The 13,097-nt window shown below is 70.3% G+C and carries 10 protein-coding genes; 4 read left to right on the forward strand and 6 right to left on the reverse strand.

The genetic code is table 11. The annotated features are described in order from the left end of the window. Positions 1-114: 114 nt before the first annotated feature. The 3 genes from HWW87_RS18410 to HWW87_RS18420 form a co-directional block, all read right to left on the reverse strand. Positions 115-1,326, reverse strand: a complete 1,212-nt coding sequence (locus HWW87_RS18410; RefSeq protein WP_175821541.1) for an MFS transporter — start codon at positions 1,324-1,326, stop codon at positions 115-117. Between the two features lie 228 nt (positions 1,327-1,554). Further along, on the reverse strand, positions 1,555-3,144 hold the full coding sequence (locus HWW87_RS18415; protein WP_175821542.1) for a trypsin-like peptidase domain-containing protein: 1,590 nt from the start codon (positions 3,142-3,144) through the stop codon (positions 1,555-1,557). 593 nt (positions 3,145-3,737) lie between these two features. Continuing rightward, on the reverse strand, positions 3,738-5,216 hold the full coding sequence (locus HWW87_RS18420; RefSeq protein WP_175821543.1) for a PLP-dependent aminotransferase family protein: 1,479 nt from the start codon (positions 5,214-5,216) through the stop codon (positions 3,738-3,740). A 215-nt stretch (positions 5,217-5,431) separates the two neighbouring features. Between HWW87_RS18420 and HWW87_RS18425 the strand changes: the two genes are divergently transcribed. Next, positions 5,432-6,634 (forward strand): GNAT family N-acetyltransferase, encoded by a 1,203-nt coding sequence (locus tag HWW87_RS18425; protein ID WP_175821544.1) that lies wholly within the window; start codon positions 5,432-5,434, stop codon positions 6,632-6,634. A 23-nt stretch (positions 6,635-6,657) separates the two neighbouring features. Here the strand turns inward: HWW87_RS18425 and HWW87_RS18430 are convergent, their stop codons facing one another. After that, the gene (locus tag HWW87_RS18430; RefSeq protein ID WP_175821545.1) at positions 6,658-7,146 is read right to left on the reverse strand and encodes a DUF3331 domain-containing protein; all 489 of its coding nucleotides are present in this window, start codon (positions 7,144-7,146) and stop codon (positions 6,658-6,660) included. Positions 7,147-7,190: 44 nt separating this feature from the next. After that, positions 7,191-8,402 carry an MFS transporter gene (locus HWW87_RS18435; RefSeq protein ID WP_175821546.1) on the reverse strand — a complete coding sequence of 404 codons (1,212 nt, stop codon included), beginning with the start codon at positions 8,400-8,402 and terminating at the stop codon, positions 7,191-7,193. A 636-nt stretch (positions 8,403-9,038) separates the two neighbouring features. On the opposite strand from HWW87_RS18435, the gene HWW87_RS18440 reads away from it, so the two are divergent. The 3 genes from HWW87_RS18440 to HWW87_RS18450 all read left to right on the forward strand — a co-directional run bounded on the left by HWW87_RS18440 (position 9,039) and on the right by HWW87_RS18450 (position 12,012). Further along, positions 9,039-10,103 (forward strand): 2,3-butanediol dehydrogenase, encoded by a 1,065-nt coding sequence (locus tag HWW87_RS18440; protein ID WP_175822099.1) that lies wholly within the window; start codon positions 9,039-9,041, stop codon positions 10,101-10,103. 300 nt (positions 10,104-10,403) lie between these two features. Further along, entirely contained in the window at positions 10,404-11,060 is a 657-nt protein-coding gene (locus HWW87_RS18445) for a VC0807 family protein (protein ID WP_175821547.1), read from the forward strand. An 85-nt stretch (positions 11,061-11,145) separates the two neighbouring features. Further along, positions 11,146-12,012, forward strand: a complete 867-nt coding sequence (locus HWW87_RS18450) for a CPBP family intramembrane glutamic endopeptidase (RefSeq protein ID WP_175821548.1) — start codon at positions 11,146-11,148, stop codon at positions 12,010-12,012. Positions 12,013-12,042: 30 nt separating this feature from the next. On the opposite strand, the gene HWW87_RS18455 is transcribed toward HWW87_RS18450, so the two are convergent. Further along, on the reverse strand, positions 12,043-13,023 hold the full coding sequence (locus HWW87_RS18455; protein ID WP_175821549.1) for an aldo/keto reductase: 981 nt from the start codon (positions 13,021-13,023) through the stop codon (positions 12,043-12,045). Positions 13,024-13,097 lie beyond the last annotated feature (74 nt).

Raw genomic sequence — 13,097 nt, forward strand, 5'->3', positions numbered from 1 at the left:
CAGTCGCCCTTCGTGCTCGTCGGGACACGTGGCGCGCGGATCGTGCGTCGTCTCCCGGCATGCGGCGGATTGTCCGTCATTCCGCTGCGCGCCGGTACCGGGGCGCACCCGCGCTCACCGCCCGGCGTCCTGCCTGTCGAGCGCCCGCACGCACACGGCAGCCGCCAGCGCGACCGCTGACGACAGCAGCATCATCGCGAGCGGCAGGTAGCCCGCGTTGCCGGGGGTCAGCAGCGCGCCCGTCAACGACGACAGCGCGGCGCCGCCGCCGATCGTCATCGCGCCGGCCAGCCCCGACGCGCTGCCCGCCAACTCCGGCCGCACCGACACCGCGCCCGCATGGGCGCCGGGATTGCTCAGCCCGTTGCCGATGCCGACCAGCACGCACGGCCCGAACCACGCGAGCGCGTGCGTCGCGCCGCCGAACACGAGCATGAGGCCGATCAGCGGGCCCGCACACGCCACGAGCCGCCCGCACAGGATCGTCGTGGCCAGCGCATGGCGGCGCGCGACCCGCGCGGCCAGAAAGCTGCCGCACACGAAACCGGCCGTGATCGTCCCCATGTAGAAGCCGATCTCCGCCGGCGCAATGCCGAACAGCGTTTTCGCGGCGAGCGGCGCGCCGGCCAGGAACGCATAGAAAGCACCCGTCGAAAACGCCATGCACAGCGCATAGGCCCAGAAACGGCGCGCACGCAGCAGCGCCGGATACGCGCGAAGCTGCTGGCCGAAGCTCGACGGCCGGTGCGTATGGGTTTCGACGAGATCGAGCGCGCACCAGGCGAACAGCACAATGCCGACCGCGGCCAGCAACCAGAAGCTCGCGCGCCAGCCGACCGTCTGGTCGAGCGCGCCGCCGAGCGTCGGGCCGAGCATCGGCGCGAACGCGGCAGCCATCGCCGCGTAGCCGATCCGGCTCGCCGCGCGCGCGCCGCCGCCGGTGTCGCGGATCGCCGCCATCGACACCGGATAAACCGACGTGATCGCCGCCTGCATCAGCCGGCAGCCGAGAAACACGCGGATATCGGTCGCCATCGCGCAGCCGAGCGAACCGAGCGCGAATATCGCGACGCTCGTCAGCACGATCGGCCGCCGTCCGAACCGGTCGGACAGCGGCCCCGTCACGCATTCGAGCGACGCGGCCACCGCCGCATACCCGCCGAGTGACAGCGCGACGAGCGCATAGTCGGTGTGCAGGTCGCGCACGATCGCCGGCAGCGACGGCAGGAACAGGCTCAGCGGCAGGACCGACAACGCGCACAGCAGGATCAACGTTGCATGCCGCGGCGACGCCGGGTCGGAAGCGGTCGACAGGTTCGATGACAAGCGGATGCCCTCCCGCACACGGGCCGCACGGCCGCGCGCAACACAAAAAAAAGCCCCCGAACGAGTCGGGGGCGCATGGGAGCCGGCGCGGTGCCGCTACCGGACCCTGCGCCTGTGGACTACTACGATGAAGCAAGCCGTTTTCATGCCGAATGGCTCCTGAATGCGTGGCGGACCGCCAGCGATACCGGACGATGTTAGGCGGATGACGCCCGCCGCGTCAACGCCCTAACGCGCTCGCACCGACACGAACTTCCGCGCGTTGTTGCGCTGGATCAGCACGGCGATCACGCTGCCGCCGCTCGCTTCGAGCGTCTGCACGTCGTCCGGCGTCTCGAGCAGCGTGTCGTTGAGCTCCAGCACGACGTCCCCGGGCTGGATGCCTGCGCGCGCGGCCGGGCCGTGGACCGCGTCCACCATCATTCCGACTGCCAGCCCCGTCGAACGGCGCTCGTCGTCGCTCAACGCGTGCATCGTCAGCCCGAGACGGTCGCCGTGGTCACCTGTGTCGCCGGGCTCGCCGGCGCCCGGCCCCGGCCGCGCGGCGGCCTTCGGCGCGACCATGCCGACTGTCGCGGCCGCGCTCCCGCCCGCGTCGTCGGCGCCCGTGATCGTCAGCTTCACCGGCGCACGGTTGCGGATCACGCGCAGCGGCGCCTTCCCGCCGGGCGGCAGCGCGGCGGCCAGGTCGTTCAGTTCGGCCGAGCGACCGATGGCCTTGTCGCCCACCTTCACGATCACGTCGCCGGGCTTCAGGCCGGCCGCGGCGGCCGGCGAGCCGGGCGCGACGCCGTTGACGAGCGCGCCTGCCGGACGCGGCAGCCCGAACGCCGCGGCCAGGCCGACGCCGACGTCCTGCACGTCGACGCCGAACGCATTGGCGGACGGCGGCGCGCCCGGCGCGGGCGCCTGAGGCTGTTGCGCCTGCATCTGCGCCTGCTGTTGCGCGCGCAACTGGGCGCGCATCTTTGCCGCGAATGCGATCGGGATGGCGAACGTCGTGCTCGCGTAGCGGTCGGCGCCCGTATAGACCTGCACCGCGATGCCGATCACGTCGCCCGCGCGATTGAACACGGGGCCGCCCGAGTTGTCCGGGTTCGGTGCGATGTCGGTCTCGAAGAACGGGAATGCGCTGCCGTCCGGCAACCGGCGCGACGTCGCGCTGACGATGCCGGCCGTGACCGTGTTGCCCGACCCGTCCGGCGCGCCGATCGTCATCACCGGTTCGCCCGCGCGGACTTTCGACGAATCGCCGACGCGCACGAACGGCAGCTTCGTCGCGTCGACGCGCAGCACGGCGACATCGCTTTGCGGATCGACGGCCAGCACCGTCGCCTTGAATTCGCGGCGGTCGGTGAGCCGCACGGTCACGTCGGTCGCTTCGTCGACCACATGCGCGGACGTGAGGATCAGGCCATCGGCGCTGACGATGAAGCCCGAGCCGCTGCCGGACACCGCGCGCGGCGCCGTATCGGGCGTCGACGCCTGCGGCCCCTGCGCGGGCGGTGGCGCGCCGTGCCGGAAGAACGCGGCGAGCGGATCGTCGGGATCGAGGGCGGCAAAGGCCGGCCCGCCGGTTTGCGGATCGGGTGTGGCGGCCAGGATGGTCACGATCGCCGGGCCGTAGCGCTCGACGATCGCCGGGAAGTCGACCGGCATCGCGTAAGGCGCGGCGGGTGGCCGCGCCTTCATCGCCGGCGGTGCAGCGTGCGGCGCGAGGGTACCGGCAACGGCGGCGGGCGGCGGCAAACATCCGGCAAACACGCCCCCGATCAACGCGGTGCGAAGCACGGCGCGAGCAAGCGTCTGGCAAACCACGGTGCACCTCCCCCGGCAGCCGCGACGCCACCCTGCGCGAGACGCGCAGGCGCCCGACAAGCACCGGTACACCCAACCATTTATAGCCCACGCGCCGGGTGGAACATACGAATCGAAACCCGCATGCCGGGAGGCGCCGTAGCGGCGGAACCGCGACGGCGTTCGTTTCGAACAAAGCGCGCCGTTCGTCAATCCGAACATCCACCACGCATCGGTGCGGGTGCCGGCGTCATCGTCGCGGTCTGCGGTAAACCATCAGCCTGTCGCATCGCCGACGACAGCATGCGGCACGCAAGCCGCAAATGGTCCGTCATCGCCCCCCCGTCCGTCGACGAACCGGCACCGGCTCTGGTCAGTGGCACGACAACACCACCACCCCGCCAGCCCCTTCCGTGTTCGGCAACGCTGCCGTGTAACCGACGGCCACCAGCGGCTACGCCACGTCATGTCCGACGACGATCGATTGAATCGTCGCGGGCCCGGTGAGCGACGGCCACCATCCGCGACATGCACGCAACGGCAACCAACAGGAATGACGGGCGGAACCCAATCACCATCGGGCAGCGGGAAGCCGGAATCGTGAACCCATACCGTCACGCGTCACCCGCGCCCACCCGCTCCGCGATCGCCGACACCATCCGCAACATCGGCTCGAACGCATCGGCCGACGTATTGCCGAAACCGAGCACGAGCCCGTTGCCGGCCCGCCCCGCATCGATCGCGAAACCCGACAGCGGAAACGGACCGATGCCATGCGCGCGCGCCGCTTCGACGATCGTGCGATCGCGATAACGCGCCGGCAGCCGCAGCGCGAGATGCAGCCCGCACGGGCCGCCCTCGACCTGGTGCGGCACGCTCAGGCTGCTGTCGAGCGCGGCGAGCAGCAAACGCCGCCGGTCGCGATACAGCCGGCGCATCCGCCCGAGATGCCGGCCGTACTCGCCCGTCTCGATGAAATCGGCCAGCGCGAGCTGCACGTGGCGCGTCCCGCCGCGCAGCATCTCCGGCAGCGCCGGCCGCACGGCGGCCAGCAACGCGTCGGGCAGCACGAGAAAACCGATCCGCAGCGCCGGAAACATCGTCTTGCTGAACGAGCCGAGATAGACGACCGGCGAATCGGGCGCGAGCCCGTGCATCGCGCCGATCGGCTCGCCGGTGTGACGGAATTCGCTGTCGTAGTCGTCCTCGATGATCCACGCGCGATGGCGGCGCGCCGCATCGATCAGCGCGAGCCGGCGCGAGATCGACAGCACGGCGCCGGTCGGGAACTGGTTCGACGGCGTCGTATAGACGAGGCGCGGCGGCCGCTCGCGCCAGTCGTCCGGTTCCGCGCGCAGCCCTTCCGCGTCGACCGGCATCGGCACGACGTCGAGGTCGGCCGCCTGCATCGCAGTGCGCGCGCCGCGATAGCCGGGCTCCTCGACCCACACCGTATCGCCCGGATTCGTCAGCAACTGCGCGCACAGCGCGATCGCCCCCTGCGCGCCCTCCGTGATCACGATCTGCTCGGGATCGCAGCGCACGCCGCGCGTGACGGCCAGGTGGCGCGCGATCGATTCGCGTAACGCGGGCTCACCGAGCGGATCGCCGTACGCCAGCAGGTCGCGACCGGCGCGGCGCAGCGCGCGGTCGATCGCGTGCCGCCACGCGTCCACCGGGAAATGCGACAGCGCCGGCACGCCCGGCCGGAAGCCCTCCGATTCGCCGGTGCCGACGAGGCTCGGGCGAATCCGGCCGAGCCGCTGCGCGACGGCCGGCGGCGCGGCACGCCGGCGCGGCGGCGCGGGCCGCGACAGCCCGACGACCCGCGTGCCGCGACGATCCGACTGCAAGAAGCCTTCGGCGACGAGCTGCTCGTACACGGCGGCCGTCGTATTGCGCGACACGCCGAGCGTTTCGGCCAGCGCGCGCGTGCCGGGCAGACGCGTGCCGGCCGGCATCGCGCCGCCGAGAATCGCGTCGCGCACGCGGCGCAGCAACTGGCGCTGCAGCGACGGTGCGCCGGGCGTACGCGCCAGCGGCGCATCGAGCGGCAGCAACGGCGCAGCGCCGGAAGGAAAGGCAGTCGTCATCGGAACATCGCAGCGTGAAAAGGTCGAAACGGGACGTACGGTAAGTGGCGTACCGTGAGCGGCGTACGGCTGACGGCTGACGGCTGACGGCTGACGGCCACCGATCGTGGCACCATAAATTTACCGCTCACTGGCGCTTCTCATGGTACCTCGCCGGGACTACGATCGTCTGCATGCCGGCATGTCGCCGGCCGCCAACCGAAGCGAGATCGACCTTGCCCACGCTCACCAACGCTTTCCAGCAGCCCATCGGCCAACCCGTTCCCGACTGGTCCGCGCGTCCGCGCCCCGAGCGCATCGCGCTCGACGGCCGTTACTGCCGGCTCGAACCGCTCGACACCGAGCGCCACGCGGCCGACCTGCACGCCGCCTACGCACAGGCGCCCGACGGCAGCGACTGGACCTATCTCGCGCACGGCCCGTACGCCGACGCGTCCAGCTACCGCGACTACGCGCGCGGCGCACAGGCGAGCACCGATCCGCTCCACTACACGGTGATCGACCGCTCAACCGGCCGCGCGGTCGGCACGCTCGCGCTGATGCGCATCGATCCGGCCAACGGCGTGATCGAGGTCGGCTCCGTCACGTTCTCGCCGCTGCTCAAGCGCACGCCGGTGTCGACCGAAGCGCAGTTCCTGCTGATGAAGTATGCGTTCGACACGCTCGGCTACCGGCGCTACGAATGGAAGTGCGACGACCTGAACGCGCCGTCGCGCAAGGCGGCCGCGCGCCTCGGCTTCCGCTACGAAGGCACGTTCCGGCAGGCGATCATCTACCGCGGCCGCAATCGCGACACCGCGTGGTTCTCGATCATCGACGGCGAATGGCCGGAGGTCCGCGCCGCGTTCGACGCGTGGCTCGCACCGGAGAACTTCGATGCGCAGGGCGAACAGCGCCAGTCGCTCACCGCGATCCGCCACGCGCAGGCCAGCGCGCGCGACGCCGCCAGCCGCGCGAACGATGCAACGCGCGTCACCGTGCGCCCGCTCGTCGCCGCCGACGAAGCCGCGTGGCGTCCGCTGTGGCAGGGTTACCAGAAGTTCTACGACACCGCGCTGAGCGACGCGGTGTTCGCGACGACGTGGGCGCGCCTGATGGATCCGGCCGAGCCGATGTTCGTGCTCGGCGCGTTCGACGCGTCGGGTGCGCTGGTCGGGATCGTGCATGCGATCTACCACCGCTCGTGCTGGACCGAAGGGCCGTACTGCTACCTGCAGGATCTGTACACGGCGCCCGACGCGCGCGGTCAAGGCGCGGGTGGCGCGCTGATCGAGGCCGTGTACGAACGGGCCCGCGAAGCCGGCGCGAGCCGCGTGTACTGGCTCACGCACGAGACCAACACGACCGCGCGCGCGCTGTACGACAAGCTCGCGAACAACGCCGGTTTCATCCAGTATCGGCACGATCTGAAGAAGTAACGTCGCCCCCTAACGGCCGATGTTCAGCCATGAACATCGGCCGGATGGCGTGCATCGCCGTCCTCCGGCGCGCCGTCGCACGCCGCACCGGACGCGCCCGGCACCGCTGCCGGGCAGATCATCTCGTCGCCATTGGCCGGCACGGGCCGCCGCACCGGCCGGAACACCGGTTCGCCCGGCTCGATCGATTGCCCCGAGAGCGCGCAGCGACCGGGCTGCAACGCGACGCGCAAGCGCCAGCGTTGCTCGCCGTAATGACACCGGCCGCTCTCGACCCATCGCACCAGCAGCCCGTTGTCGCCCACCTCCAGCACCGTGACGAACAGTTGCGGGCGCAACGGCGACGCCGCGGCCGTCGCGTGCTCCGGAATCGGCGCACGGCCGATCGTCACGAGCGGACGCGCGACCACGCCGCCGCGCGACGGCATCGCATCGTCTTCGCCGGGCGCGGACGCGGACACGTCGCACGACAGGTCTTCTTCGCAGATCGGGCTTTCCATGGTGTTGAGCATGCTTGACGGATCTCCGTGCAGGTTGAACGACGCCGGCGCCGCGCTCAGCGCCGGCCCATCGGTTCGCGCAGCAGGGACAGGCCGATCGCCGCGCCGGCGACGGCGGCCGCGAGCATCAGCCCGATGCCGCCCGACCAGCCGAATGCACCGACGATCGCGCCGATCGTCAGCGGCCCGATCACCTGGCCGAGATAGTTGCCCTGCACGACCCAGCCGATGCTGAGCGGCGCCAGCGACGGCGACGGTGCGGAGCCCGGCGCGCACGCGAGGATCGTCGCGGGCAGCATCCCGGCCATGGCCGAGAACGCGAACCCGAGCGCGACCGCGAGCGGCGCGGGCGTCGCCGCGCTGAAAAGGCCCGCGCCCGCCGCACCGATCGCGACCGACGTCGCGGCCATCACGAGCCCCGGTCGCGCCCCGCGCGACAGCAGCCAGCCGGCCGTCAGGTTGCCGATCACGCACGCGGCGACGATCGCCGCGCTGATCAGCCCCGCCGCGCCAACGGCGACGCCGAGGCGCTGCATCAGGAACACCGGCAGGAACGTCATCACCGCGAAGAACTGCACGTTGTAGGTCGCGAAACCCAGTGCGAGGAGCGTAGTCGAGCGCGCCGCGAGCACGTTGCGCAGCGCGGGCCCGATGCGCGTCGCCCCCGCCTGCCGCGCCGGTACGTCGGCCGACGTCGTGACCGGCACCGCGGCTGCGGCGACGAGCGTCAGCGCCGCGGCCGCGAGCCAGCCGTTGCGCCAGCCGCCGAGCAGCGGCCCGACCAGCATCGACAGCGCCATGCCGGCCGGCATGAAGGTGCTCCACAGGCCGAACGCGAGATTGCGCCGCTCGGGTGGCGTCACGCGGTTCAGCACAGCCGGCGCGGCGACCACCACGATCACGAACCCGAGCCCTTCCGCGAAGCGCGTGGCCAGCAGCAGTGCGAAGCTGCCCGCCCATGCGCCGGCGAGGCTCGACAGGCCGAGGATGACGAGGCCGGTCACCAGCAGCAGCCGGTCGCCCCAGCGCCGCACCAGCAGGCCGGCGGCGATCCCGCCGAACACGCCGACGAACGGAAACACCGACATGATCCCGCTCAGCGACGCGAGCGAGCCGCCGAATTCGTGCTGCAGCGACGGCAATGCGATCGTCGCCTTGCCGACGTGCAGCGCCGACACGATGCTCGCCAGCACGACGTTCGCGACGGCGGCCCGGTAGCTGCGCGACGGCAGCGCGGCGGCATCGGCCGCGACAGGCGCTTCGGTCATCTTCACCTCCGTTGAAGCGGCCGCGTGCAACGGGATGTCTCACGCGGCCGCAATCGGACTGCCGCACATGATACAAATTGAAGTTAACTTCAAGTAAAGGGGTAACGCGTGCAACGATCCGTTTCGGCGATGGCGGCAATGGCCGGCGCAACACGCGACGGCATCCTGGTTTAGGACCTCTTCACGCTAATAACGGGCTTGCGAACGTGCCTTTCGGCCCGCAAGGCATACCGCGCCGCCGGATTCACGCGGCTCGCCGCGGTCGCCGTGGACGAAGTGATCGCCTGAACGCGGATCGAGCAACATCGCCCGTTGCGGTTCGTCTCGCGATTCGTCTCATTAGGCTGAGACGAACGTCCCGGCGTCTCACTCGATTCGTCGTTGCGCTATCGCAGCAAATTCGACACGCCATTCGCTTCCAACCTTTTCCGGTCAATGGAAAGCGGAATAGTGCAACGCACTCAACGCGCACTTTCCGACCGCCTCGCACCGCCCCGATTCACGCTGGCCCCGTTCCTGCATACCGGTCGATCGCGCAATCGCGCGACGGGCACACCGGCAGCGTTGCCGCGCGCCCGACGACGACCTGACGGAGACAGCAACGTGAATACACCGGTATCGATCACCCCGCCCAGCATGAAGGCCGCCGTCTGGCATGGCCGCCACGACATCCGCGTCGAACAGGTTCCCGTTCCGGCGCGCCCGCCCGCAGGCTGGGTCACGATCCGCGTGCACTGGTGCGGCATTTGCGGCTCCGATCTGCACGAATACGTCGCCGGGCCGGTGTTCATCCCGGTCGACGCACCGCATCCGCTGACCGGCCTGAAGGGCCAGTGCATCCTCGGGCACGAGTTCAGCGGCGAGATCGCCGAGCTCGGCGCGGGCGTGTCGGGCTTCGCGGTCGGCGACCGCGTGACGGCCGACGCGTGCCAGCATTGCGGCACCTGCTGGTATTGCCGGCACGGGCTGTACAACATCTGCGAGAACCTCGCGTTCACCGGGCTGATGAACAACGGCGCGTTCGCCGAATACGTGAACGTGCCGGCCGAATTGCTGTACAAGCTGCCCGACAATTTCCCGACCGAGGCCGGCGCGCTGATCGAACCGCTCGCGGTCGGGCTGCATGCGGTGAAGAAGGCGGGCAACATCGTCGGGCAGACCGTCGTCGTGGTCGGCGCGGGCACGATCGGCCTGTGCACGATCATGTGCGCGAAGGCCGCGGGCGCCGGGCGCGTGATCGCGCTGGAGATGTCGGCCGCGCGCAAGCAGAAGGCGCTGGAAGTCGGCGCGAGCATCGTTATCGATCCGAAGACGTCCGACGCGATCACCGAAGTCCGAGCGCTGACGGGCGGCTACGGCGCCGACGTGTCGTTCGAGTGCATCGGGCACACGGCCACCGCGAAGCTCGCGATCGACGTGATCCGCAAGGCCGGCAAGTCGGTGATGGTCGGCATCTTCGAGGAACCGACGTCGTTCAACTTCTTCGACATCGTGTCGACCGAGAAGGAAGTGATCGGCTCGCTCGCGTACAACGGCGAATTCGCGGACGTGATCCGCTTCATCGCGGACGGCCGCATCGACGTGCAGCCGCTCATCACCGGGCGCATCGCGCTCGGCGACATCGTCGCGCACGGCTTCGAGGAACTGGTCAACCACAAGGACCGCAACGTGAAGATCATCGTCCAGCCGGCCATCTCCTGACCGCCCACGCGCGGCCGCGGCATCGATTCACGCCGCGCCGCGCAGGCCGCCTCCTCGCCGCCCCGCCGTCGAGCGTCGCCCGTGCGCGGGGCGGCGCGCCTGCCTGCGCCTCCCTTCCCCCTGTCGTCACCGTCCGAAGCAGCCGCCATGTCGCGTTCCATCCGGATGCGGCATGCCGAAACATTCGTCATCCCAAACTCGGCACGATTCTTCGATATACTGGACCGAACCCTTTTCGGGGCAACCGGGGGCAACGACGCCTTTCGCGCGTCCGCCCCGACCTGCGTGGAATGGCGCACCGTGAAACCGCGAGCCGGACTGATTCTCGAACTCTTCGTCAACCTCGTGCTGCCCTGGGTGGCCTATCGGGTCGCGCATCCGTATTTCGGCGAAACCGGCGCGCTATATGCGTCGGCGGTTCCGCCGATCATCTGGTCGATCGTCGAATTCATCCGCTCGCGCCGCGTCGACGCGGTGGCGGCCATCGTGCTGCTCGGCATCACGCTGTCGATCGTCGGGATGGCGTTCGGCGGCAGTCCGCGCACGCTGCTGATGCGCGAATCGATCGGGTCGGGCACGATCGGCGTCGTGTTCCTGCTGTCGCTGTTTCGCGAACGCCCGCTGATCTACTATCTGGCCCGCGCCACCGTGGCCCGCGAGATGGACGGCGGCGCCGCACACTTCGAAGCCGTCTGGGACGCGCAACCGGGCCTACGGCAGATGCTGCGGCTGATGACGTTCGTGTGGGGCGCCATCATGACGATCGAGATGCTGCTGCGCTGGTGGATGGTCGTCAGCTGGCCGGTCGAGCGCGTGCTGGTCGTGTCGCCGGTCATGGGCTACACGGTGTTCGGCTGCCTGCTGCTGTGGACGTTCTGGTACCGGCGGCGGATGCGCGTGCGCAACAGCGTCGACATTCCGGGCCGCAGCGGCGTCACCGAAACCGCCGGCCGCTGACACGCGGCTGGCCGGCTGCCCGGCGGCGTGTCACCGCACCTGCTGTATGATGCGCGGCGTCTCGTCCGCCCATCCGTTTCCCGTCATGTCCCTTTCGCTCCTTCCGTGCGCCACGATCTGGCTCGCCCTGTTCGCGGCCGCCGCCTTCGCGTGGCATCGCCCGCTGCACGGCCTGAGCATCGGCCTCGCCGCGCTCGGCTATGCGGGCGCCCTGGCGTTCGGCCAGCTTGCGCCGATCACGCTGGCGCCGTTCGCGCTGCTGATCGCGGCCGGCTGGGGCGTGTTGCCCGCGCGCCCGCTCGCGGTGCGCATCGCCGCGCACCTCGTCTTTGCCGCGCTCGCGATCGCGCTGAGCCTGCACCTGATTCCCGGCTTCCACAATCCACGCGTGATCGCCCCGACCCGCTTCACGCCGGACGCCGTGCCGTTCACGATGTACCTGAATTTCGACAAGCCGCTCGTCGGCCTGTGGCTGCTGTGGGCGCTACCGTGGGTCGCGCCGGACGTCGCGCTGTCGCGCGCGCTGCGCACCGGCGTGGTGGCGGCCGTCGCCACGGCCGCCGCGTGTCTGGCCGGCGCGCTCGCGTTCGGGATGGTCGGCTGGGCGCCCAAATGGCCGCCGTCCGGCTGGCTGTGGCTCGTAAACAACCTGTTGCTGGTGACGCTCGCCGAGGAAGCGCTGTTCCGCGGCTACGTGCAAGGCGGGCTGACCCGCGTGTTACGCGCCTACGCGTGGGGCCCGTGGGTCGCGCTCGCGGCCGGCGCGGTGCTGTTCGGCGCCGCGCACGCAGCGGCCGGCTGGCAATGGATCGTGCTCGGCACGGTGGCCGGCGTCGGCTACGGGCTCGCGTGGCGGCGCGGCGGCCTGCTCGCCGCCGCGCTCGCGCATGCGGGGCTGAACGTCGTCCACTTCGGCCTGTTCACCTACCCGATGCTCGACGCCGTGCGCTGATCGCGGCGCCGGCGCCGCCCGCGCTGCCGCTCAGTTGAACCCGGCCACCGCGTGCGGCACGTACGGGCGTTCGAGCGTGGCGATTTCGTCGTCGGTCAGCTTCAGCGCGAGCGCGCCGAGCGCATCGTCCAGTTGCTGCGGCTTCGAAATGCCGACGATCGGCGCGGTCACGCCGCGCTTGTGCGCCACCCACGCCAGCGCGACCTGCGCCCGCGGCACGTTGCGCGCGGCGGCGATCGCCGCGACGGCCTCGACGACCGCCTTGTCGGCGTCGGCCGTCGCGTCGTACAGCCGCTGGCCGACGTCGTCCTTCTGCTGCCGTTCCGACGATTCGTCCCAGTTGCGCGTCAGGCGCCCGCGCGCGAGCGGGCTCCACGGAATCACCGCGATGCCTTCGTCCTCGCACAGCGGCAGCATTTCGCGCTCTTCTTCCCGATACAGCAGGTTCAGGTGGTTCTGCATGCTGACGAAGCGGGTCCAGCCGTTCTGCTTCGACGTATGCAGCGCCTTCGCGAACTGCCACGCGAACATCGACGAGGCGCCGATATAGCGCGCCTTGCCGGCCTTCACGACGTCGTGCAGCGCCTCGAGCGTCTCCTCGATCGGCGTGCCGTAGTCCCAGCGGTGAATCTGGTAGAGGTCGACGTAGTCGGTGCCGAGCCGCTTCAGGCTCTGGTCGATGTCGGTCATGATCGCCTTGCGCGACAGGCCGGCGCCGTTCGGCCCCGGCCGCATCCGGTAGAACACCTTCGTCGCGATCACGACGTCGTCGCGCTTCGTGAAATCGCGCAGCGCGCGGCCGACGATCTCCTCCGACGTGCCGTCCGAATACATGTTCGCGGTGTCGAAGAAGTTGATGCCGGCCTCGACCGCGCGCTGGATGATCGGGCGGCTTTCCGCTTCCGGCAGCGTCCACGGGTGCGTGCCGCGCAACGGCTCGCCGAACGTCATGCAGCCCAGCACCAGCTTCGACACGTCCAGCCCGGTCGATCCGAATTTCACGTATTCCATTGCACGCCTCGCCACTCGAGTTGGGGTTGCGGCCGGATGCGCGCCGCGCATCCGCCAGACGTCGCATGGTATCC

This window comes from Burkholderia sp. BCC0419 (genome assembly GCF_902830285.1).
Lineage (GTDB): Bacteria > Pseudomonadota > Gammaproteobacteria > Burkholderiales > Burkholderiaceae > Burkholderia.